Here is an 18335-nt window from a genome sequence, read left to right on the forward strand (position 1 = left end):
ATGTGGCCAGATCATCGTATCATCGACCTCTTCAAGACCGAATTCCCGATCGTGCTGGCGCCGATGGCGGGCGTCATGGACGCCGAGCTGGTGATCGCCGTGGCGCAGGGCGGCGGGCTTGGCTCGCTGCCGTCAGCGATGCTGTCGGCGGAAAAAGCGCGCGAGCAGGTCAACATTATCCGCCAGCGCGTCAAGGCGCCGGTCAACATGAACTTCTTCTGCCACAAGGCGGTCGATGCCGAACCCGCGCGCGAGGCCACATGGCGACAGCGGCTCGCGCCCTACTATCGCGACTATGGCCTTGATCCGAACGCGCCGGTCAACGCGGCCAACCGCGCGCCGTTCGACGCCGCGTTCTGCGCGGTGGTCGAGGAGCTGAAGCCCGAGGTCGTGAGCTTTCATTTCGCCCTGCCGGAGTCGAAGCTGTTGCAGCGTGTGAAGGCGACGGGCGCGATCGTGATGTCGTCGGCCACGACCGTGAAGGAGGCCATCTGGCTGGAAGAGAACGGCGCCGATGTGATCATCGCGCAAGGCGCGGATGCGGGCGGCCATCGCGGCATGTTCCTGACCGACAACATCGCCGAACAGCCCGGCACGTTTGCGTTGGTGCCCCAGGTGGTCGATGCGGTGAAAGTGCCGGTGATCGCGGCCGGCGGCATCGCCGACGGACGCGGCATCGCGGCGGCGTTCGCGCTCGGTGCGTCCGGCGTGCAGATCGGTACCGCCTATCTGCGCTGCCCGGAGTCAAAGCTAATTCCGGCCGCGCGGGTTGCGCTGGCGCAGGCGAGTGACGAATCGACCGTCATCACCAACGTGATGACCGGACGGCCGGCGCGCGGCGTCGCCAACCGCGTGATGCGCGAGGTCGGCCCGATCTCATCCGATGCGCCGGCGTTCCCGCATGCAGCGACGGCGCTCGGGCCGCTGAAGGCGGCTGCCGAAAAGCAGGGCAAGGTGGATTTCACCAATCTGTGGGCCGGGCAGGCGGTACGGATGGGCAAGGAAATGCCGGCCGCCGAGCTGACCAGGGCGCTGGCGGGCGCTGCGCTGGCGCGAATGGGCGCGCTATCTCAGGCCTGATGCGCGGACTCGTCGCGGCGGATCTCGAGGTGCTCCGCGGCGAGTGCGCGATAATGCGCGGCCATTTCCTTGTAATGTTGCCGGGAGATCGGGTCGGTCGCGCTTTCGGCGCGACGCTCGAACATCTCGGCCTTTTCCTGCAGAACCTTTGCCTGGGACATGGCTGTCCTCGCCTCACTCAGACGAGACAAGCGACGTAGAGGATCGCGATACCCAGCACCGTGCCGATCGACCAAAGCGCCGGGTCCCAGCCTTCCGGCCGGGGCGTGTTTCCGAGCATGGACATGACGCGCTCCACATTCTTCCGTTTGGGAGAAGTAGGCGCCGTGAGTGTTTCGGGACGACTTCGTCGGGGGCACAAAGTGGTTTCGTCGTGGGGTGTTGCTGCCTGAATGCGCCTGATTTGGCAGGACGTTCGGCGCGGTCGCCGGGTAGTGGCTATCGCCCAAGCGGTCCGCCGCCGCGGTTGCGGTGCAAAACCGGGCTCTGCTATACGGCGGGCTGACCTTTCAGCCCCGAGGCCATATATAATGTCCGTTGACGCCACAACCGTCCGCCGCATCGCGCATCTGGCGCGGATCGCGGTCAGCGACGCCGAAGTTCCCCATCTCCAGGGCGAGCTGAACGCGATCCTGGCCTTTGTCGAGCAGCTGTCGGAAGTGAACGTCGACGGCGTCGAGCCGATGACCTCGGTGACGCCGATGGAGATGAAGAAGCGTGCCGACGTGGTCAATGACGGCGACATCGCCGATGCCATCGTCAGGAACGCGCCCGACACGATGAACCACTTCTTCCTAGTGCCGAAGGTGGTCGAGTAGCTCTCTAATTCGGGAACGACAGTCCGATGTGTCTGCTCTGCGACGACGAGAAGGCCTACAAGGCCTATATGGACTTCCTCGATGCGATGGAGCGGAAGGGGAAGGTCGCCGATCCAAATGAGGCGATGGACGCCGTGCTCGATCATCTCGAGGCGCTCGATGCGGCGCGCGCCAGGGAAAATGCCAACGCCCGGCAAGACGATCCCGCCAACGACAAGACCCTGTCTCCGTTCTTTTGCAGCCCGATCAATAAATGACCGATTTGACATCGCTGACGATCGCCGAGGCCCGCCAGGGCCTCGCGAACAAGTCTTTCACCGCGCGCGAACTCACCGACGCCCATCTGGCGGCGATGGAATCGGCGCGCGTGCTCAATGCCTATGTGCTGGAAACGCCGGATCGCGCGCGCGAGATGGCGAAAGCCGCCGACGACAAGATCGCCAAGGGTGAGGGCGGTCCGCTCGCCGGCATTCCGCTCGGCATCAAGGATCTGTTCGCGACCCGCGATATCAGAACCACCGCGTGCTCGAAGATCCTCGGCAATTTCCTGCCGCCCTACGAGTCGACCGTGACCTCGCAACTCTGGCGCGACGGCGCGGTGCTGCTCGGCAAGCTCAACAACGACGAATTCGCAATGGGCTCGTCGAACGAGACGTCCTGCTTCGGCCCGGTGACCAATCCGTGGCGGCGCGACGGCTCCAACACCACGCTGGTGCCGGGCGGCTCGTCCGGCGGTTCGGCGTCGGCGGTGGCGGCATTGCTGTGCATGGGTGCGACCGCGACCGACACCGGTGGCTCGATCCGGCAGCCGGCGGCATTCACCGCAACCGTCGGCATCAAGCCGACCTATGGTCGCTGCTCGCGCTGGGGCATCGTGGCGTTCGCGTCCTCGCTCGACCAGGCCGGCCCGATCGCGCGCAGCGTCCGTGACTCCGCGATCCTGATGCGCTCGATGGCGGGCCACGATCCCAAGGACACCACGTCGGTCGATGTCGCCGTGCCGGATTACGAGGCCGCGATCGGCAAGTCCGTGAAGGGCATGAGGATCGGCATCCCGAAGGAGTATCGCCTCGACGGCATGCCGGACGAGATCGAGAAGCTCTGGAGCGAAGGCGCCAAATGGCTGAAGGCGGCCGGCGCTGAACTCGTCGAGGTGTCGCTGCCGCACACCAAATACGCGCTGCCGGCCTATTACATCGTGGCACCAGCCGAAGCTTCGTCGAACCTCGCGCGCTATGACGGCGTGCGCTACGGGCTGCGCGTTCCTGGCCGCGGCATCACCGAGATGTACGAGGGCACCCGCGCCGAAGGTTTTGGCGCGGAGGTGCGCCGCCGCGTGCTGATCGGCACCTATGTGCTGTCGGCCGGCTATTACGATGCCTATTATCTGCGCGCACAAAAAGTGCGCACGTTGATCAAGAAGGATTTCGAGGACTGCTTCGCCAAGGGCGTGAACGCGATCCTCACGCCGGCGACGCCGTCGGCGGCGTTCGGGATCGGCGAGAAAGCCGGCGCCGATCCGGTCGAGATGTATCTCAACGACATCTTCACCGTGACCGTGAACATGGCCGGTCTGCCGGGCATCGCCGTTCCTGCCGGCAAGGACGCGCAAGGGTTGCCGCTCGGCCTGCAGTTGATCGGCCGTCCGTTCGACGAGGAGACGCTGTTCTCGCTCGGCGAGGTGATCGAGCAGGTCGCGGGCCGCTTCACGCCAGCGAAATGGTGGTGAGCGATGGCGGATTTCTGGGCCAGTCTCGCTGACGCTGCGCCGGACAAGACGCTGTCGCCGCCGCTCGCCGCGCTGTGGTGGGCCGCCAAGGGTGATTGGGATCGGGCGCACAAGATCGTGCAAGACGAGAGCGATGCCAATTCGGCCTGGGTGCACGCCTATCTGCATCGGGTCGAGGGCGATCTCGGCAATGCCGGCTACTGGTATCGTCGCGCCAGCCAGCCGGTCGCAAAGGACACGCTCGAGGCGGAGTGGGAGCGGATCGTCTCCGCGCTGTTGGCCGAGCGCAATTGATGGTGCCGAGGCACCGCGATCGTTAACCCTGTTTTGCCCGCCATGCGGGCGTCCAGAAGCAGCGTCTTTGTGCCGGACGCGCCGGAACGTGCTCTGTCATCTATAACCGCACGCCCTTCGTGTTCGGCAAGACGTCCTTCGACGCGCTGTGCAGCGACATTAATCCCTAGCTGATCGCGGGCGGGGCGGATGCCCTGCGCTCGAACACGGCGTATCAATCGTTCCGGCGCGGCCTCTGATCTCGTTTACTCGGCGAACGCCCTAACCAAGCCTGCTAAGCCCCCGCCTATGGCGGGGCGAAAACCGGCAGTTCTACAGCTGCGGGAATGAAGTCATGGAGTCTCCTTGGGGAACCGCCAAGAACCCTCAAGGAGACCATGATGGAAGCAGAGTACAATCATCTTAATCACGCGACTTGGGAGTGCAAGTACCACGTCGTGTTTACGCCGAAGTACCGCAAGAAGCTGCTGTTCGGGAAGATCAAGCGACATCTGGGCCAGGTATTTCACGATCTGGCACGACGGAAGGAGTGCCGGATCGAGGAAGGTCACCTGATGCCGGATCATGTCCACATGCTGATATCGATACCTCCGAAATATTCGGTGGCGCAGATCATCGGGTATATGAAGGGGAAGAGTTCGATCTGGATCGCGCAGAACGTCGAACGGAAGATGCGAAATTTCCTGGGCCACAAATTCTGGGCACGCGGATATTTTGTCACGACCGTCGGCCGCGATGAGGAAATGATCCGGGCCTACATCAAGAATCAGGAAATGGCCGACCAGCAACTGGATCAGTTTGAGCTAAAGATTTCAGCTGCCCCAAAATCCAAGCAATCGTCCTAACATCCCTTAAAACCGCCTTTGGCGGTTCCCAATCAAACCTCCAGCTTTGCTGGAGGTTATTGGCTCCTCATCCTGAGGAGCCCGCAAGGCGGGCGTCTCGAAGGATGTAGGCTACAGATGGGCCTCATGGTTCGAGACGCGCGTTCCGCGCTCCTCACCATGAGGGACAAATGCCCCCGCGCGGGCTGTAAGGCGGCTTGACTGCCGCGGTCGGTTGCGCGAAGCCCAATTCATCCCAGATATCACTTTATCCGGAAAACGAGATCCATGACCGCATCTGCCGCACCCCATAAACTGATCAAAGGCGCGACCGGCGACTGGGAGGTCGTGATCGGCATGGAGATCCATGCCCAGGTCACCTCGAACTCAAAGCTGTTCTCGGGCGCATCGACCGCGTTCGGCGGAGATCCCAATTCCCACGTCTCGCTGGTCGATGCCGCGATGCCGGGTATGCTGCCTGTCATCAACGAGGAGTGCGTCCGCCAGGCGGTGCGCACCGGTCTCGGGCTGAATGCGAAGATCAACCTGCGCTCGGTGTTCGACCGCAAGAACTATTTCTATCCGGACTCGCCGCAGGGCTACCAGATCAGCCAGTACAAGTCGCCGATCGTGGGCGAGGGCGAGGTGCTGCTTGAGCTCGACGGCGGCCGCAGCGTCACCGTCGGGATCGAGCGGCTGCATCTGGAGCAGGATGCCGGCAAGTCGCTGCACGATCAGTCGCCGACGATGTCCTATGTCGACCTCAACCGCTGCGGCGTCGCGCTGATGGAGATCGTCTCCAAGCCCGACATCCGCGATGCCGAGCAGGCCAAGGCCTATGTGACCAAGCTGCGCTCGATCCTGCGCTACCTCGGCACCTGCGACGGCGACATGGAGAAGGGCAATCTGCGCGCCGACGTCAACGTGTCGGTGCGCCGCTTTGGCGAGACCGCATTCGGCACCCGCTGTGAAATCAAGAACATGAATTCGGTCAACTTCATCGGCCAGGCGATCGAGTACGAGGCGCGGCGCCAGATCGAGATCATCGAGGACGGCGGCAGCATCGACCAGGAGACCCGCCTGTTCGATCCCAACAAGGGCGAGACGCGCTCGATGCGCTCCAAGGAGGAGGCGCACGATTACCGTTACTTCCCGGATCCGGATCTGCTGCCGCTCGAGTTCACCCAGGCCTTCGTCGACGATCTCAAGGCGCATCTGCCGGAGCTGCCGGACCAGAAGAAGATCCGGTTTATTGCGGGCTTCGGTCTGTCGCCCTATGATGCGAGCGTGCTGGTCGCCGAGCGCGAGAGCGCCGACTTCTACGAGACGGTGCTGTCCGGCCTCGCCGACAAGACACGCGACGGCAAGCTCGCCGCCAACTGGGTGATCAACGAGCTGTTCGGCCGACTGAACAAGGAGAGCCGCGACATTGCATCGTCGCCGGTGTCGGCTGCGCAGCTTGGCGCGATCGTCGATTTGATCGGTGAGGGGACGATTTCCGGCAAGATCGCCAAGGACTTGTTCGAGATCGTCTGGCAGGAAGGCGGCGATCCGCGGGAGCTTGTCGAGACGCGCGGCATGAAGCAGGTCACCGACCTCGGCGCGATCGAGAAGGTGGTCGACGACATCATCGCGGCCAATCCGGACAAGGTCGCGCAAGCCAAGGCGAAGCCGCAAATGGTCGGCTGGTTCGTCGGTCAGGTGATGAAGTCGTCCGGCGGCAAGGCGAACCCGCAGGCGGTGAACGACCTGCTCAAGTCCAAGCTCGGCATCTGAGCCAACGACGCGACGATGTCGTCTCCGGAGCATGATCCTTCCCGAAAGCGGTCTCGCGCTTCCGGATCATGCTCTCGCAACGTCTCTTTTCGGCGTCGTCGCGGGCGCGTGATTGCACTGTGATTGCGCCTCACACCCTCCATTCGTCGTCGCGATGACGGCTGTCCTCCCGAATCGTCCGAGCCGCGATTCGTCCTCGGACCGGGCCTTCACGACCTCAAACGAGGCGAAAAGCGTCTTTCCCAAGAAAATTTTTTCGTTGCCAAAGTTTGCGACTCGGAGGCCGCGACGCGCCGCATTTCGACATCGCCGGCGACTCAAAGCGACGACGATCACGCTTCGATCATGTGAATGCGAATTCAAGAAGTGCCTGCAAAACGGGCGTTTCCTGCGATATTGACAAATGCCGACGTCGACGGCTGCTGCACTTCTTGCATCGTCGCGCTTGCGCATCATCGATTTGACCGATGACGCGCGCTGCGCGTACGCCCATCGCTGCGTCAACACTTCCTTAAGCGGGACACTGTTTTTTTTGGCCTGTTGGTGTATTCGGAAAGAAGTGCATTTCGATTCCCGAGTGCACGCAGCGAAGTAAGAGCCATCTCACATACTGGAGGGCAACATGGCTAAGAAGGCTAAGAAGGCTAAGAAGGCGAAGAGCGCAGTGAAGAAGACTGCGAAGAAGACCCGCAAGGTCGCCAAGAAGAAGAAGTAAGCCTTTCGCCTCGAGAGGATTGCCGGCAGCTTGATGCCGGCACGTCACGAGAGCCACCGGGCGGACTGCTGAGAGGCAAATCCCACGCGAGGCTCTGGTTGACGAAAGAGGGTGTCGGCGAGACATCAGGTCAAACGGCTGGATCGTATTTCGGGAAGCTTCGCTTTCCAAAACCGGTCCGGCAGAAGAAACGAGAGATTTCTTCGTTCGGTGCGGAACCCTTCTGGTTCCGCAATTTCACCGGCGGGAATGCCCAGGTGAAATCTGGCCCTGACGTGTTCGCCGACCCCCTCGTTCCGGCGGCCCGCGCAGTCCGCGCCTTGGCGGCCTATTTCCCCAAAGTCCAGCTCTGATCGTCATCGGCCCGCGGCGCCTCGCGTTTTCTGAGTGCGCGCGCCAGCTGCATCCATGACGATGAACTGTCGGCCGTTCCTGGGCGGCCTCTCATCAAACTCCAAACCGATCACGCGCGGCCATGGCCGCGGCATGCAGTGGCGTGCTGCCATTGTCCGCAATGGTTATCGTTGTCCGAAAAGCCAGGGTAAACCAGCGTTCACGAATGCGCAGAAGTGCCTGTGGCACAGGCACTTCTGCGCTTTCCCAGATCGCGGCGCGCGCCCCGAATTTACATCCCGTTCATCGCGATACTTAAACCGCTCTTCAAACTTGATGGGCCATGATCACCCCAACAAGCCGGCAAACGGCGAGCGCATGATCCGCGGGATCAGCGCGGAGACAGACGGGCGTTTTGACAGTGGACGGGGGCCGCGCTCGGGGGAGGGCGGTCAACAATAATAAGGGGAGTTGCGACAATGTTTCAGGGGGTCATCGATCAGGACACGGCCGTTCCGGTCGCGGCGACTGCGATCCAGGACGTGCTGTTCGAGCGCGGACTGTATTGGGCGAGCGGCCGCTCCGGCGTGGTCAATCTCGTCGCAGCGCACAAATGGTTCAACCTGGCGGCCCTCAAGGGGCGCACCGACGCTATCGCACTGCGCCGCGAGGTCGCCGAGCAGATGTCCGACGTCGAGATCGCTACCGCCCAGCGCGAAGCCCGCGCCTGGATGACGACGAACTAACGGATTGGTCTTGATGCGGGGGCCATCGGCCCCCTCGTGATACCCTAAAGCCAATATCGGGCCGCATAGATCACGGTCATTACCGCGCCGGCCACGATCACGAATTGCCTGACGATGTGGCCCGGAAGAATCCGGATCAGGTGACCGCCGGCATATCCGCCGACCATCGCGCCGACCAGCATCGCTCCGGTCTCGGGCCAGCGCACTGCTCCCTGCATGATGAAGATGAGGGTGGCGGCGCACGCGACGCAGGCCGCAAGCAGGTTCTTCAGCGCCTTTATCGCCCTGATATCGTTCGGCTCGGTGATCGACAGCACCGCGGTCAGGATGACGCCGAGGCCGGCGCCGAAGAAGCCTCCATAGACGCACGCCAGTCCGAGGACAGCACTGCTCGAGCCTGTCGACGACAGGGCGGCCTTCTGACGCCGGACGCTCCAGGGCTGGATTTGCGGTGCGACGGCGAACAGCAAGGTCGCAAACGCGATCAGGGCCGGCACCGGCAGCGCGAATAGCCGTTCCGGAAGCAGCAGCAGGACGACGGCGCCAACCGTTCCGCCGAGCAGGGCGACGATGACGAAGACCATCGCCCGCAGGCTGGGCGGCGGCAGCTTGCCGCGATCGGCGAGCGCCGCGATCAAATGCCCCGGCGAGATCGCAACCGCGTTCGATGCGTTGGCGATGACCGGCGGCAAACCCGCAGCCAGCATCGCCGGAAAGGTGATCAGCGTCGCGCCGCCTGCCAGCGCGTTGATCAAGCCTCCCGCGACACCGGCCGTCACCAGCAGCACGCCTGTCTGCCCATCCATCCTTCACCCCCCGTCGGGTGAGGGATAGCTGGGCGCATGCAGGTCCGTCTGGAACGTCTGTGACCGCGTATCAATCGCGCCAGTAGCCGCCCGGCGTCGTGCCAAACGTTCGGCGGAAGCGCCGGGTGAGGTGGCTCTGATCCGAAAAACCTGCCTCGGCTGCCACCGCGGCGATCGGCCAGCCTTGCCTGAGCAATCGCCGGGCCAGGTTCAGCCGGGCCAGCATCCGGAACGTATGTGGTGCGATGCCGAGCTCGCGCGTCACCAGGCGGGTGAATCCTTCCCGGCTGCGTCCAAGCCTTGCGGCGATGTCGCCGATCCGCTCCACGCTATCGGTCAAGCGCTCACCGAGCATCGCCTTGTCTGTTGTCACGGAGACCCGAACGCGTTCGTGGGACAGCACCTCGTCCGCGATCTCCAGGATATGTTCGGGAGATATGTCGGCGGCGTCTTGCCAGCGCTGCGCGAAACGCGAGACCAGAACGGTCGACGGGGAGCGGCTGGCCGGAACATAGGCGTTCAGGCAAACCGTGTCCTTGTCCGACGTCGGCGTCGGAGCATGCAGCAGGCCGGCTGGAATGATCGCCGCATGGCGCGCCGGCACCGTCACCGTCGCACCGTTGATGCGAAAGGCGCGAGAGCCCGATAGGACGAGCACGATCTGGGTCTCGTCATGGAAGTGCGGTCTGAGACCAAGCGAGCCCGCACCGCGCCAGGATGCGAGCTCAACGATACCGGCGACGTCCGTGCGCCGGTAATTCCATGTCGTGGCCGGGGCCGAGCCTGTCATCGCGAACCACTGACCGGGGACCACGTCGGGTGAGCGGTCGAGCGTACCACACCACGCCGCGGAGACGTTATGCGAAGCCTCACGGCACTGCCACCGCAGCGATTGGCGAGGCGGTTCGCAGTGTCGCCATCGCGATGACGGCGGCGGCGACGTTGGCCGCTGCGCTGATCGCCACCGGGATGAAGTAGCTATGGCTGACGTCGAACGCGAAGCCCGCCGCGCTCGGCCCCAGCAGCGTCCCGATCGCGACGCTGGTGTAGAGGATGCCGATGATGCCGCCGACGTTGCGGCCGCCGAAATGGTCGGTGACGACGGCGGGCAGGATCGCGACCCAGCCGCCGTAGAACACGCCGAACAGCAGCGCGAAGATCGTGAGCGACCAGAACCCGCGTGCGATCGCCCAGATCGCCAGCGAAACGGCCATTCCGACATACATCGCGATGAGGAACGTATCGCGGCCGATCCGATCGGCGATGCTCCCTAAGAAGAAGCGGCCGGCCGTGCTGCCGACACCGATCATCCCGAGCAGCAGCACGGCGAGCGCAGGCGTCACGTGGTGGTCGACGGCAAAGGGCACCAGATGCACGAAGGGGACGAACACGCCGAACGCGCTGATCAGGCACGCCGCATAGAGGCCGGCGAAGCGGGGCGTCCGCACAGCCTCGCCGATCGAGACGCCTTGGCGGACCGGCGCGCTCGACATGGAATCGAGCGGATCGCCGTCCGGTCCGGTTCCATGCCGGCGCGGATCGTCCGCGATCAGCAGCGATGAGCCGATGCCGGTGATGGCGGCCAGGACGCCCAGAACCAGATAGGAGTCCCGCCAACCCAGACTTGCGATCAGCCAGGTCGCGAGCGGCGGCATCACCAACGTGCCCACACCAATCCCGCTGACCGCCAGTCCCGACGCGAAGCCGCGCCGCCTGACGAACCAGCGCTGCACCGCGCCGAGCGTCGGGACATAGGCGCAGCCGACGCCGGCGCCAATGCCGATGCTGTAGGCGGCATAGACCTGAACGATCGTCTGCGCCTGGCTCGCCAGCATGAGGCCGAGACCGACCAGTGCCATGCCGGGCGCGGCGAGCTTGCGTGCGCCCCAGCGGTCGGCAAGCGGCCCGGAGATCACGCCGAGACCGAAATACAGGAAGCCGGCGAAGGAGAAGACCAGCGACACCGAGCCGCGCGAGGCGCCGAAATCGCGTTGCAGCGACTCCACGAAAGACGAGAAGGTATAGGCGCTGCCGAAGCCGACGAACGTCACGACGAAGGCGGCCGCCACGACGAACCAGCCGTAGAACAGCCTTGTTCTTGGTTGCACGGCATGCATGACGGCGCTCCTCATGATTGCTGGGTTGGCGCCATGCGGCCGACAGCGTCGGCGGGCGGATAGAGCAGCATCTGGGTGCAGCGAAACAGCGCGATAGCCTTTCCTGCCGCCTCGCTGCGGATCTCCGCATCCCAGACCTGGGTCGTGCGCCCTGCATGGATGAGACGCGCCTCGCAGCTCACGATGCCTTCGCGCGCGGCGCCGATGAAATTCGTCTTCAGCTCACCGGTGGCAAAGCCTGTCGCGCCCTCTGGCAGGGAGGCGAGACAGCCGAAGCCGCATGCGGAGTCTGCCAGCGCGACGATAGTTGCGCCGTGCAGGAGGCCATGCGGTGAGAAGTGTTTCTTCGCGACGTTGAAGCGGCCGCGCACGCGGCCTCTCTCCGCCTCGACCCATTGAAACTCCAGCAGGGCAGGCAAGCTGCCTGCCTGGGACGCGTTGATGTGCTCGACCAGCGTAGTCGCGCGGTCACTCCCGCTCGGACCGTGGACGGCGAATTTGTCGGGGGCATCGGTCATTTCTGGCGCTCCATCAGCCACGCAAATGCCCATCGGGAACGGGTGATTTAGGCATTGCGTATGAGGTAGAAAATCTAAGCTTTGTCGTGGAGCTCTCTCCGCGTTGACGCGGTTTTGGCTCGCGAGTTATGCTTGTATGTAGCGAGAAGCCGAGGCTCACAAACCAGAATTGCTGGTTAAATTGGATTAGAAAATCTAACGCATGGATCAGAAGGTTCCGCCGCTGAATGCGCTCAAGGCGTTTGAAGCCGCCGCGCGCCGCCTCTCGGTGAAGCTCGCGGCCGAGGAGCTGTGCGTGACGCCGGGCGCTGTCAGCCAGATGCTCAAGACGCTGGAGGCCCATCTCGGCGTGCGCCTGTTCGAACGCGTGCCGCGCGGCATCTATCTCACCGATGCAGGGCGCGACTATCTGCCGTCGATCCGCAATGCCTTTCGCCAGATCGCCGAAGCGTCGCGCCGCGTCGCCGCGTCAAACGACGTCGGTACGCTCACGGTCAGCGTGACGCCGTTCTTTGCCTCCGCCTGGCTCGTGCCGCGTATGGCGTCGTTTCAGCGCGCGCATCCCGAGATCGATCTGCAGATCGTCACCAGCAGCGCGCTGGTGGATTTTTCGCGCAGCGGCGTCGACGTCGCGGTGCGCCACGGTCTCGGCCGCTATCCGGGGCTGCGCAGCGACCGTGTGGTGACGGTGGAGATGGTGGTGGTCGCGGCGCCCTCGCTGGTGGCGCGGCTTGGGCGGCCGACATCACCCGCCGATCTCGCGCGCTGGCCGCAGGTGCACGACGCCGATCGCAAGGGCTGGAGCCTGTGGTTTCAAACCAATGGCGTCGGGGAGGTGCGCGCGCCGCGCGGACCGTCATTCGACGACACGAGCCTGCTTCTGAAGGCCGTGACGTCAGGGCAAGGCGCGGGTCTGCTGCCGGCGGCGATGGTCGAGAACGAGATCCGCAGCGGCGAACTGATCCAGTTGATGGAAACGACGCAGATGGAAGAGTTCGCCTATTACCTGGTGTGCCCGGACAACAAGCAGGGGCTCCCGAAGATCGCAGCGTTCAGGGAATGGATATTGGGGCCAGTCGCCCAATCGGCCGCCGCGGAGCAGTAGCTATCGATGTCCACCTTTCCTGGCTGGAAGCCCATCCCTCCGGGGGAAAACAGAAACTTCGATCCATTCACCCGAGGCAGCGGTTGACGTCAATCGAGCCGGCGAACCGGTATCCGCCGAGATGTTTTGGAACTCTTTTCGTGCAGGCGCCGTTGTCGATTTCGAACGGCGCGACGGCCTCGACGTCACATTCACCAGCCCGGGAAGGGCAGATGAAAGCTCTGTTGATGGCTGTGTCGATGCTCATGCTCGGTATCGGCCCAGCGGCAGCGACAAACGAGTGCGGGCCCGGCTGCCATGCCACGATCAACGGTGCGTGCGTCGTGGACGGCTGGGGCACCGGGGCGCGCGTCTGGAATGAATGCCCTGCGGGATCCCATCCTCGCCCGCCGTGTCCGGCGGACTATGTCTGGCACGCGCAGATGCGCGCCTGTTTCCCGAGGTAGCGCGCATCCTGGAGAGGCGGATCACGTTCCGAAGGCGGCAACCTGGTTCGCAAGAATGGTGTGCAACCATTCGTTAACCATAGCGGTTGAGCAGAGGTGACATCGCACGGAGGCGGTCATGACCGGGAAGATGTTGATTCTCGCGATGTTGGTGAGCGCAATCGGGTTGGACTTCACGCTCGGATATATCCTGGGTCTGCTGGGATTTCGACCTCTGACGCTCGCGCGCCGTGGCAAGGCTGTCCGGCCGTCCCGCGCTAGGGAATTTCTTGAGCGGCTGGCGGGAGATACGACAGGACTGTTTGCCAAAGTTCCCGCGGTTCCAGGGCGCGTTCGGACTGCCGATCGATCTTCCCGAACCGGGAGCGGCGGGTTGGGCGGATTGCGTGCTCCCCGGTGAAAGGTTGCAGGAAGCTGCTTGTAGAGATCGAGAAGGGTCATTCGTGTCGAGTCGGCCGCGCCCGGTCATGTCTGGTCGAGCCCTCGCAGCCGACATGTGGAGAGCACCCCATTTTGTCACGTGTCTGGGGAGTCCGATCCCGAGCGCGCGGCACGCCTTCGGTCCTCGCTCTCCCTATTCTCGGAAAGGGCTTTTGAAGATTGCCACTGATCCGAGCTCCCGCTCGATTTCGAGCAGGCGGTTGTATTTGGCGAGTCGTTCGCTGCGTGACAGCGAGCCTGCCTTGATTTGTCCGCCGCCCATTGCGACTGCGAAATCAGCAATGAACGTGTCTTCGGTCTCGCCAGATCTGTGCGAGACGACGTATTGCCAGCCTGCCTGCCGGCACATTTCTATGGCTTTGATCGTCTCCGAAACTGTGCCGATTTGATTGAGTTTGATCAGAACGGCGTTCGTTGCCCGGCTGTCGATGCCCTTTTGAATGAAGCGAGGGTTAGTTACGTAGAGATCGTCGCCGACGATTTGAATTTGATCGCCGCAGGCTGCAGTTTGCATCCGGAAGCCGTCCCAATCGTCCTCGGCGAAGCCATCCTCGATCGAAACTATTGGGTAGCTATCCAACAGGCGATTGTAGATCGCGAGCAGCTCTTCGCGCGAGATGGCTTTGTTTTCCGTGCCATCGAGTGCGATCAGGGCCGCATCGATCGATTCTTGGCGCGTGTCGGTCATGCCTGCGAGGCGATCTCGGATGACACCATTGACGTGTCCAACCGCCTTGAACACGCCTTTTCCGCCATATCGGGATATGTCGCCGTCTCGAAGTTCAAGCGCCTCGTGCCGTCCCGTCGAGGCCCCGGGAGCTTCACGCCCATGTCGTGGCTGGCCATCCTGTTCGCGACATCGTGGACTTCGCGACCAAGATCAGGGCCGAACTCCTGGTCATTGGGGCGACCGGCCATTCGGCGCTCTATGAACGCCTGATAGGCAGCCGCGCCGATCGCATCGTGCAACTCGCGCGTTGCCCGGTGCTGGTCGTAAAGTAGAGGTGCGTGCCGCAGAGGATGAACCGAGCAGGGTTGCTCGACAAAAGCAGGATTAGAGAAATGCAACTTCAGCGAGACGCGGTCTTGTTGAGAATCTTCTTCGGAGAAGAAGACAGAGCGAACCATCTGCCCCTATACGAGGCGATCGTGCTCAAAGCGCGGGAGATGCATCTCGCTGGTGCTACAGTGCTGCGAGGACATCTTGGGTTTGGTCATTCGACACGGCTGCATACAACGAAGATACTGCGCCTTTCGGAGGATCTTCCAGTGATTGTGGAGATCGTTGACACGCAGGAACAGATTGACCGCTTCCTTCCCGTCCTTGACCAGCTGATGAGCAGCGGACTTGTGACAATCGAGAAGGTGCAGGTCCTGCAATATGGCTCCGAAATGGCGCCCCCGGCGACGAAGGCATGAGGTGCTCGCCGCAAGAACCGTCAGCCGTCAGGATCCGTCGATCGATGCCGCGCAGCGAATTGCCTCGCGAGAATTGCTTACCTGATGAGCGATGTGTTCGAAGACAATCGGACGCTCCTTTAGAACCTCAAGCCCAAGGTCTGCCATAGATCGAGTGCATGAGAGAGAGCTCGATCATGTTACGGCAGTTCCTCCATATTGCAGCACTTGGACCTTCTCAAGCGTGATGAGCCCGCTGGACATCATGTCGTCGAGCACCGGGAGGAAACGATTGATGTTATCCTCGCTATCGACGATCTCTATGACCAGAGGCAAATCTTCCGAAAGCCGCAGGATCTTGGCCGTGTGAAGACGGCTCGACTTGCCGAAGCCCATCGGGCCCCGAAGCACGGTGGCCCCGGCGAGGTGTTGCTCGCGCGCTTTCATCACGATGGATTCATGCAGGGGGCGTCCCTCGAATTGATCGTTCTCGCCAATGAATATCCGGAGCAGGAGCGCGTGTTTCGGAATTTGCATGACTAGGTCCTTTTCAACCGATTGAGACGAGCAGCGAGCGTGTGTCCGAGCCACACGGCGAGCAGCCAGCAGAGGACGGAGGCGAGGATGTTGGCGAGCGCCGTGTGCGTCAGGCCGGCATGGAACAGTCTGAATGTTTCAAGGCTGAAGGTCGAGAAGGTCGTATAGCCTCCGCAGAACCCCGTCATGACGAATTGCCGTTGCCTAACACCGGCAAACATCCGACCGTCCGGACCACTGAGTGTCGCGTAGAAGCCGATTACGAATGAGCCGGTTGCGTTAATAAAGAGCGTTGACCAAGGAAAACCGGGGCCAGTTTGAATCACCAGCGCGACCAGAAAACGGGCCACGCCGCCCAGAACGCTGCCGGCCGCCACGCAGGCATAAAGCGCTGCGGTGCCCCGCCATTGACCGGAGGATTTCGATGATTTCGATATCGTCATCGCGGGCGCCCCTCAGCCGGTCAACCGTTCGGCCAGCCGAAAGCCGGAGGTGACTGCGCCAAGGCAAAGTGCGACCGACAAAAGAATGTTGCCTGCCGCACGGGAGAATTCACCATCGCGAGCGAGTGCGAGAGTTTGCAGGCTGAAGGATGACACGGTCGTATAACAACCGAGAAAGCCCGTCACAGCGAACAGCCATGGCGCCGGCGATGCCATCAGAGATGTGTTGTTCACTGCCATGGCCCCGACGATGCCGATGACGAACGCCCCGCTGACGTTGACAGTCATCGTTCCCCACGGAAACGTTTCACCCATATGCCGGGCTACCACACCCGACACAAAGTAGCGCGAGATGCCTCCCAATATGCATCCGACCAGTAGACAAATGGATCCGCTTAGCAATTGCACGCACTCCCTTCTGCGCTCGATTTTCGACGGTAGTCAGCGCTCAAGCTCGATATCCTTCAAGATCATGTGCAGCCGTGCAATCGCCAGGCCAGCGGCCTGCCATATCGCGGCCATCACGACCATGGTGCCGAGCAACACCTCGATGCCTGTCCGATCGAGTGTTTGAACGCCGATGTTGTCGAGGAAGAACTGAAAGCCGGCGAGAAGCGCCAGCGTGAAAGCTTGCCGGAGCACCATGTGACGGTCTGCCCAGCGCTTGTGCAATTTGATGATCCGCATCGCCCCTGGATGCATTCGCGTCTCCCATCGCCGACATGCTGGAGGGTAAAATGGAGATTACCAGGGATCGGATGCACCGGGCCGAATGCAAGCACTGCCTCGATGAGGCACGGCAGAAGGCGCACAGCTACCCTCGTGAATTGCTCCCACTGCATTATTCACGAACTGCGCCGTCGTCATCCGCCTGCGAGGGAGTGATTGAGGCTGCTGGGTTGATGCGGTCATGTGTTGCCCAAATTCTTGTCCAGGCAACAAAACCCGCCACGCACGGATCCACAACGCTCCGCCGCAGCGAGGCGTTGCCGCCTCATCTCAGCAGGAGTTATCAGCCCACGTCGGGCGGGTATCGGGGAACCCCATCCCCATCTTCATTTCAAGGCTAACACGATTGACAATGGAAAGGGAAGCTCAGTCGCCACGAGAAAGATCTTAGGGATGCTGGTGAGCTCGACAAAGTTGCCGAGACCGTCGCGCATCGCGTTGTAGAGATCAGTGGTATCTGAGCCGTCGCTGATCGTCGTGCACAAGGAAGGTACCTACCGCAGCAGCCGCACCCCACAATCTGTCGACGCATGGACGGCTGCTGCAAGCCCGACCGCAAAAGGTCTATTGTCTGCGGCCGCTAACAGCAACCAATCTTTGGCAAAGCGAGATGAGCTGCCGGGCGCGCTCGGAGCGCGTCCAGCTCTTCTCGCGCCGAATGCACGTCGCCAAGAGCTCAGCCGCGATTGGATTAGCTTCCGCGCGTGGTGTCTCTCGTTGCAGCAGTGCGTCGACGTCCTCGATCGCAACCAAGGTGCGCGAGCCTTCGGCGGCGGGCAGCAACGTCGCGGTGCCAAGCACGTCAACAGCATACTGAAGGCGTCGAGCCGCAGCGTTGATTCCAATCGTCGATGATGTATTTGCGAGAGCGTCTCGCACGAGATCGGCAACCAGCGCTTTCGCTGGCTCCAATGGGCGCTCTGATCTCAGAACCGCGTAAACGTTCTCAAGCGCCACCGCCAACTGACTGGCCCTCCGCTTCATCGCGCCGAGTGGTTCGCAACGAGAAGCAAATTTCAGATTGGCCGATGATATGGACGAGATCTAAGGGAGTGGCCTTGCGAAACCAGCAAATGCCGGCCTTGCGTTGTAGATACATGGTGAATCAAGTCCCCTTGCCGCCGGCCGCCCTGGTGGCCGAGCGGTGACAGGGACCTGTGACAAATGCCTCCTTTTCGCGAGGCTCGTCCTTCAACGATTTCAAGGGGTTATGGCTGGCGGAGACGGAGGGATTCGAACCCTCGATAGGCCTTTACAAGCCTATAACGGTTTAGCAAACCGCCGCCTTCAGCCACTCGGCCACGTCTCCAGTGGCGCCGATATGCCCGAGAGGGCGCTAAGCCGCAAGCGGCAGATTCAGATTGGGGCAAGGTGATTTGATGGCAGCTCGACTTGACGTCAGGGCCGGGGGCTCGGATCAGGCGCAAACGGCCCGCCGGCTTGCCAGTCAGCCAGCCTGATCCGGCGCCCGCCAGATGCC

At 62.5% G+C, this 18335-nt stretch carries 23 protein-coding genes, 1 tRNA gene, 1 pseudogene and 1 riboswitch; of the genes and pseudogenes, 12 read left to right on the top strand and 13 right to left on the bottom strand.

The features are described from left to right. Positions 1 to 1080, top strand: coding sequence for a nitronate monooxygenase family protein (locus tag MTX19_RS17460; RefSeq protein ID WP_280984585.1), 1080 nt, complete (start codon positions 1 to 3; stop codon positions 1078 to 1080). Here the strand turns inward: MTX19_RS17460 and MTX19_RS17465 are convergent. Continuing rightward, on the bottom strand, positions 1071 to 1241 hold the full coding sequence (locus MTX19_RS17465) for a hypothetical protein (protein WP_280984586.1): 171 nt from the start codon (positions 1239 to 1241) through the stop codon (positions 1071 to 1073). The two genes, MTX19_RS17460 and MTX19_RS17465, sit on opposite strands and share 10 nt — an antisense overlap. A 369-nt stretch (positions 1242 to 1610) precedes the next feature. On the opposite strand from MTX19_RS17465, the gene gatC reads away from it, so the two are divergent. The 7 genes from gatC (at position 1611) to MTX19_RS17500 (ending at position 8315) form a co-directional block, all read left to right on the top strand. Then, a complete protein-coding gene (gatC, locus tag MTX19_RS17470; RefSeq protein WP_280977590.1) occupies positions 1611 to 1898 on the top strand; it encodes an Asp-tRNA(Asn)/Glu-tRNA(Gln) amidotransferase subunit GatC in 288 nt (95 codons plus the stop codon). A 26-nt stretch (positions 1899 to 1924) separates the two neighbouring features. Then, entirely contained in the window at positions 1925 to 2155 is a 231-nt protein-coding gene (locus MTX19_RS17475; protein ID WP_280984587.1) for a hypothetical protein, read from the top strand. Continuing rightward, the gene (gene gatA, locus MTX19_RS17480) at positions 2152 to 3627 is read left to right on the top strand and encodes an Asp-tRNA(Asn)/Glu-tRNA(Gln) amidotransferase subunit GatA (protein WP_280984588.1); all 1476 of its coding nucleotides are present in this window, start codon (positions 2152 to 2154) and stop codon (positions 3625 to 3627) included. The genes MTX19_RS17475 and gatA overlap by 4 nt, the downstream gene beginning before the upstream one ends. A 3-nt stretch (positions 3628 to 3630) precedes the next feature. Then, entirely contained in the window at positions 3631 to 3921 is a 291-nt protein-coding gene (locus MTX19_RS17485) for a hypothetical protein (RefSeq protein ID WP_280984589.1), read from the top strand. A gap of 380 nt (positions 3922 to 4301) precedes the next feature. Continuing rightward, the gene (gene tnpA, locus MTX19_RS17490) at positions 4302 to 4766 is read left to right on the top strand and encodes an IS200/IS605 family transposase (protein WP_280984622.1); all 465 of its coding nucleotides are present in this window, start codon (positions 4302 to 4304) and stop codon (positions 4764 to 4766) included. Between the two features lie 267 nt (positions 4767 to 5033). After that, positions 5034 to 6521 carry an Asp-tRNA(Asn)/Glu-tRNA(Gln) amidotransferase subunit GatB gene (gene gatB / locus MTX19_RS17495; RefSeq protein ID WP_280984590.1) on the top strand — a complete coding sequence of 496 codons (1488 nt, stop codon included), beginning with the start codon at positions 5034 to 5036 and terminating at the stop codon, positions 6519 to 6521. Positions 6522 to 8048: 1527 nt separating this feature from the next. Beyond that, positions 8049 to 8315: a hypothetical protein gene (locus MTX19_RS17500; RefSeq protein WP_280984592.1), complete on the top strand. Its 267-nt coding sequence runs from the start codon at positions 8049 to 8051 to the stop codon at positions 8313 to 8315. Between the two features lie 44 nt (positions 8316 to 8359). Here the strand turns inward: MTX19_RS17500 and MTX19_RS17505 are convergent, their stop codons facing one another. From MTX19_RS17505 to MTX19_RS17520, 4 genes are all read right to left on the bottom strand, one after another. Continuing rightward, the gene (locus MTX19_RS17505; protein ID WP_280984593.1) at positions 8360 to 9121 is read right to left on the bottom strand and encodes a sulfite exporter TauE/SafE family protein; all 762 of its coding nucleotides are present in this window, start codon (positions 9119 to 9121) and stop codon (positions 8360 to 8362) included. A gap of 70 nt (positions 9122 to 9191) precedes the next feature. Next, complete coding sequence (locus MTX19_RS17510) at positions 9192 to 9911, bottom strand: helix-turn-helix transcriptional regulator (protein ID WP_280984594.1); 720 nt, start codon at positions 9909 to 9911, stop codon at positions 9192 to 9194. 79 nt (positions 9912 to 9990) lie between these two features. Beyond that, positions 9991 to 11238 carry an MFS transporter gene (locus MTX19_RS17515; RefSeq protein WP_280984595.1) on the bottom strand — a complete coding sequence of 416 codons (1248 nt, stop codon included), beginning with the start codon at positions 11236 to 11238 and terminating at the stop codon, positions 9991 to 9993. Between the two features lie 11 nt (positions 11239 to 11249). After that, on the bottom strand, positions 11250 to 11756 hold the full coding sequence (locus tag MTX19_RS17520; protein WP_280984596.1) for a PaaI family thioesterase: 507 nt from the start codon (positions 11754 to 11756) through the stop codon (positions 11250 to 11252). Positions 11757 to 11958: 202 nt separating this feature from the next. On the opposite strand from MTX19_RS17520, the gene gcvA reads away from it, so the two are divergent. Then, on the top strand, positions 11959 to 12861 hold the full coding sequence (gcvA, locus tag MTX19_RS17525) for a transcriptional regulator GcvA (protein WP_280984597.1): 903 nt from the start codon (positions 11959 to 11961) through the stop codon (positions 12859 to 12861). Between the two features lie 67 nt (positions 12862 to 12928). Here gcvA and MTX19_RS17530 read toward each other — a convergent pair whose 3' ends face one another. The 3 genes and pseudogenes from MTX19_RS17530 to eno form a co-directional block, all read right to left on the bottom strand. Next, positions 12929 to 13108: a hypothetical protein gene (locus tag MTX19_RS17530; RefSeq protein WP_280984598.1), complete on the bottom strand. Its 180-nt coding sequence runs from the start codon at positions 13106 to 13108 to the stop codon at positions 12929 to 12931. A gap of 773 nt (positions 13109 to 13881) precedes the next feature. Next, positions 13882 to 14400 (bottom strand): hypothetical protein, encoded by a 519-nt coding sequence (locus MTX19_RS17535; protein ID WP_280984821.1) that lies wholly within the window; start codon positions 14398 to 14400, stop codon positions 13882 to 13884. Beyond that, positions 14380 to 14553 (bottom strand): annotated as a pseudogene (gene eno, locus MTX19_RS17540) (phosphopyruvate hydratase); the annotation flags it as partial. The gene MTX19_RS17535 and the pseudogene eno, both read right to left, overlap by 21 nt. Here eno and MTX19_RS17545 point away from each other — a divergent pair. Beyond that, on the top strand, positions 14511 to 14750 hold the full coding sequence (locus MTX19_RS17545; RefSeq protein ID WP_280984822.1) for a universal stress protein: 240 nt from the start codon (positions 14511 to 14513) through the stop codon (positions 14748 to 14750). The pseudogene eno and the gene MTX19_RS17545 sit on opposite strands and share 43 nt — an antisense overlap. 60 nt (positions 14751 to 14810) lie before the next feature. After that, on the top strand, positions 14811 to 15167 hold the full coding sequence (locus MTX19_RS17550; protein WP_280977614.1) for a DUF190 domain-containing protein: 357 nt from the start codon (positions 14811 to 14813) through the stop codon (positions 15165 to 15167). A gap of 174 nt (positions 15168 to 15341) precedes the next feature. On the opposite strand, the gene MTX19_RS17555 is transcribed toward MTX19_RS17550, so the two are convergent. The 4 genes from MTX19_RS17555 to MTX19_RS17570 are packed head-to-tail and all read right to left on the bottom strand — an operon-like array spanning position 15342 to position 16828. Then, a complete protein-coding gene (locus MTX19_RS17555) occupies positions 15342 to 15683 on the bottom strand; it encodes a DUF190 domain-containing protein (RefSeq protein ID WP_280984599.1) in 342 nt (113 codons plus the stop codon). A 2-nt stretch (positions 15684 to 15685) separates the two neighbouring features. Further along, positions 15686 to 16126, bottom strand: coding sequence for a fluoride efflux transporter CrcB (gene crcB, locus MTX19_RS17560; protein ID WP_280984600.1), 441 nt, complete (start codon positions 16124 to 16126; stop codon positions 15686 to 15688). Positions 16127 to 16138: 12 nt separating this feature from the next. Continuing rightward, a complete protein-coding gene (crcB, locus tag MTX19_RS17565; RefSeq protein WP_348638302.1) occupies positions 16139 to 16534 on the bottom strand; it encodes a fluoride efflux transporter CrcB in 396 nt (131 codons plus the stop codon). A 33-nt stretch (positions 16535 to 16567) separates the two neighbouring features. Continuing rightward, positions 16568 to 16828, bottom strand: coding sequence for a hypothetical protein (locus MTX19_RS17570; protein WP_280984601.1), 261 nt, complete (start codon positions 16826 to 16828; stop codon positions 16568 to 16570). A 294-nt stretch (positions 16829 to 17122) separates the two neighbouring features. Further along, a riboswitch (Fluoride riboswitch) is annotated at positions 17123 to 17186 on the bottom strand. A 119-nt stretch (positions 17187 to 17305) separates the two neighbouring features. Here MTX19_RS17570 and MTX19_RS17575 point away from each other — a divergent pair. After that, the gene (locus MTX19_RS17575) at positions 17306 to 17710 is read left to right on the top strand and encodes a hypothetical protein (RefSeq protein WP_280984602.1); all 405 of its coding nucleotides are present in this window, start codon (positions 17306 to 17308) and stop codon (positions 17708 to 17710) included. A gap of 360 nt (positions 17711 to 18070) precedes the next feature. On the opposite strand, the gene MTX19_RS17580 is transcribed toward MTX19_RS17575, so the two are convergent. Next, positions 18071 to 18164: transfer RNA gene (locus MTX19_RS17580), tRNA-Ser, on the bottom strand. Positions 18165 to 18335: the final 171 nt, after the last annotated feature.

Source organism: Bradyrhizobium sp. ISRA464 (assembly GCF_029910095.1).
Classification (GTDB): domain Bacteria; phylum Pseudomonadota; class Alphaproteobacteria; order Rhizobiales; family Xanthobacteraceae; genus Bradyrhizobium.

Coding starts and splice junctions, on each gene's coding strand:
- MTX19_RS17520 (WP_280984596.1), bottom strand. CDS start 11,756: ATGACCGATGCCCCCGACAAATTCGCCGTCCACGGTCCGAGCGGGAGT.
- MTX19_RS17460 (WP_280984585.1), top strand. CDS start 1: ATGTGGCCAGATCATCGTATCATCGACCTCTTCAAGACCGAATTCCCG.
- MTX19_RS17570 (WP_280984601.1), bottom strand. CDS start 16,828: ATGCATCCAGGGGCGATGCGGATCATCAAATTGCACAAGCGCTGGGCA.
- MTX19_RS17500 (WP_280984592.1), top strand. CDS start 8,049: ATGTTTCAGGGGGTCATCGATCAGGACACGGCCGTTCCGGTCGCGGCG.
- MTX19_RS17475 (WP_280984587.1), top strand. CDS start 1,925: ATGTGTCTGCTCTGCGACGACGAGAAGGCCTACAAGGCCTATATGGAC.
- MTX19_RS17510 (WP_280984594.1), bottom strand. CDS start 9,911: ATGACAGGCTCGGCCCCGGCCACGACATGGAATTACCGGCGCACGGAC.
- MTX19_RS17555 (WP_280984599.1), bottom strand. CDS start 15,683: ATGCAAATTCCGAAACACGCGCTCCTGCTCCGGATATTCATTGGCGAG.
- MTX19_RS17485 (WP_280984589.1), top strand. CDS start 3,631: ATGGCGGATTTCTGGGCCAGTCTCGCTGACGCTGCGCCGGACAAGACG.
- gcvA (WP_280984597.1), top strand. CDS start 11,959: ATGGATCAGAAGGTTCCGCCGCTGAATGCGCTCAAGGCGTTTGAAGCC.
- tnpA (WP_280984622.1), top strand. CDS start 4,302: ATGGAAGCAGAGTACAATCATCTTAATCACGCGACTTGGGAGTGCAAG.
- MTX19_RS17465 (WP_280984586.1), bottom strand. CDS start 1,241: ATGTCCCAGGCAAAGGTTCTGCAGGAAAAGGCCGAGATGTTCGAGCGT.
- MTX19_RS17505 (WP_280984593.1), bottom strand. CDS start 9,121: ATGGATGGGCAGACAGGCGTGCTGCTGGTGACGGCCGGTGTCGCGGGA.
- MTX19_RS17515 (WP_280984595.1), bottom strand. CDS start 11,238: ATGCATGCCGTGCAACCAAGAACAAGGCTGTTCTACGGCTGGTTCGTC.
- gatA (WP_280984588.1), top strand. CDS start 2,152: ATGACCGATTTGACATCGCTGACGATCGCCGAGGCCCGCCAGGGCCTC.
- gatB (WP_280984590.1), top strand. CDS start 5,034: ATGACCGCATCTGCCGCACCCCATAAACTGATCAAAGGCGCGACCGGC.
- MTX19_RS17530 (WP_280984598.1), bottom strand. CDS start 13,108: ATGAGCATCGACACAGCCATCAACAGAGCTTTCATCTGCCCTTCCCGG.
- gatC (WP_280977590.1), top strand. CDS start 1,611: ATGTCCGTTGACGCCACAACCGTCCGCCGCATCGCGCATCTGGCGCGG.
- MTX19_RS17550 (WP_280977614.1), top strand. CDS start 14,811: ATGCAACTTCAGCGAGACGCGGTCTTGTTGAGAATCTTCTTCGGAGAA.
- crcB (WP_280984600.1), bottom strand. CDS start 16,126: ATGACGATATCGAAATCATCGAAATCCTCCGGTCAATGGCGGGGCACC.